A 1452-nucleotide genomic window follows, 5' to 3' on the forward strand; every position below is an offset into this window, starting at 1 on the left:
GGACTTCGGTAACGGGGGCGTCTCAGTCAAGCAGTTTTGCCCAAGACAATTGACCCGCCATAGCGGTTGCTTTGATGTTTTTTGTTGCTCGTCCTGGCTTCTGTCGCTGGTATCGGCTGAGATCCTTGGGTACATGCTTCGGTTCGTGGTCAGCGCTGCGGCTGCCAACATGATGCTGGTTCGATGTACTTCCGATGTGCCCATCTCATAGGCGTGCTTGGTAAGATCAGCGACAGTCCAGACCACGGCATCATCGGAACCACGTCCCTGCGGGACCTCGAAAGCCTGCGATCAGGCAGGCAACAAGAGGGATATCATCCTATCAGACAGTGTTTGGTGCCGCGTCTGACTGGAAGATTGTGCCATCTACCCAAATCCGATGAAGAATGACCGCGATGCGGCGTGCGAGTGCGACCATTGCTATTTTCCGGCCTCGGCGCTGTGCGAGTTGGGCTCCCCATGTTCTCAGCCATGTCGATCGACCACGGTTCATCATCACGGTTGCCGCTTGGCACAATGCGCGTCTCAGATTGACGTCACCCGCTTTTGTGATGCCTCCAGATACGTCCCGTTCACCAGACTGGTTGCGTGAGGGCGTCAGGCCAACCCAGGGCCCAATTCTCTTTGAAGACCTAAAGCGGGCGGGATCATCAACCGCGGCACGGAAGGTCAGCGCCACGACCGCGCCAATCCCCGGCATGGTCATGAGGCGACAGCACACTGGATCGTCCCCGGCTAACTGGCGCACGTGTTTTTCGAGACCAGCCAGTTCCTGTCGCAGTGACGATCGGGCCCGCAGCATCGGTTCTGTCGCGGTTTCCAGCATCGGGTTGCCATTTGCTAATTCCCGAATGCGTGGCTCAAACCTACCACGGGAGATTGCACCTACCTTGAGGCCGAAGTTGCGTAGCAGTCCGCGCAACGACATTTCCAGCGCGATCATGTTTTGCTGAAGAGCTTTTCTAGCGCCAAGAACTGCTCGAGTTTCCTGAGCAGAGACGGATTTACAGTGGACCGGGCGGAACCAGCCGAGATGAAGAAGGCGAGCAATCCCTTCTGCATCGCGGCGATCCGTTTTGATTGGCATCGCCTTCAGCGCTCCTTTCACCTGGCGCGTTTCCATGAGCACCGCATCGAGGCCAGCTTCGCTCAGCCCTCGGTGCAGCCATTGAGAAAGAGGGCCGGCTTCCAAGCCAACTGCTGCAATGCTGCCATCAAGCTCGTCCAACCAGCGCGCGAGAGCTTCGGGTTCACTTTCAGTCTCCGCTTCTTTGACGATCTGGCCATGCTCGCTGACCACACACACTGCAGTCTTCGCCAGCGAGACATCCAATCCAATAAATAGCTTCATCCCGTCATCCTCCATTTGGGTTCAATACGGGGATGGCGACAGCAAGGCGCTCATCTGACAAGTGGCAACGGCGGTGCGCGACGCAGGCCCCGTTACAGCAT

The 1452-nt window shown here is 57.4% G+C and carries 1 protein-coding gene; it reads right to left on the reverse strand.

The features are described 5' to 3' along the window. Window positions 1-322: 322 nt before the first annotated feature. Window positions 323-1351, reverse strand: a complete 1029-nt coding sequence (locus tag CLV74_RS22430) for an IS110 family RNA-guided transposase (RefSeq protein WP_106269155.1) — start codon at window positions 1349-1351, stop codon at window positions 323-325. Window positions 1352-1452: the final 101 nt, after the last annotated feature.

The sequence above is a fragment of the Donghicola tyrosinivorans genome (assembly GCF_003003355.1).
Classification (GTDB): domain Bacteria; phylum Pseudomonadota; class Alphaproteobacteria; order Rhodobacterales; family Rhodobacteraceae; genus Donghicola; species Donghicola tyrosinivorans.

Bases quoted from the DNA above. Each gene is read 5' to 3' on its own strand.
- CLV74_RS22430 (WP_106269155.1), bottom strand. From the start codon at position 1,351: ATGAAGCTATTTATTGGATTGGATGTCTCGCTGGCGAAGACTGCAGTG.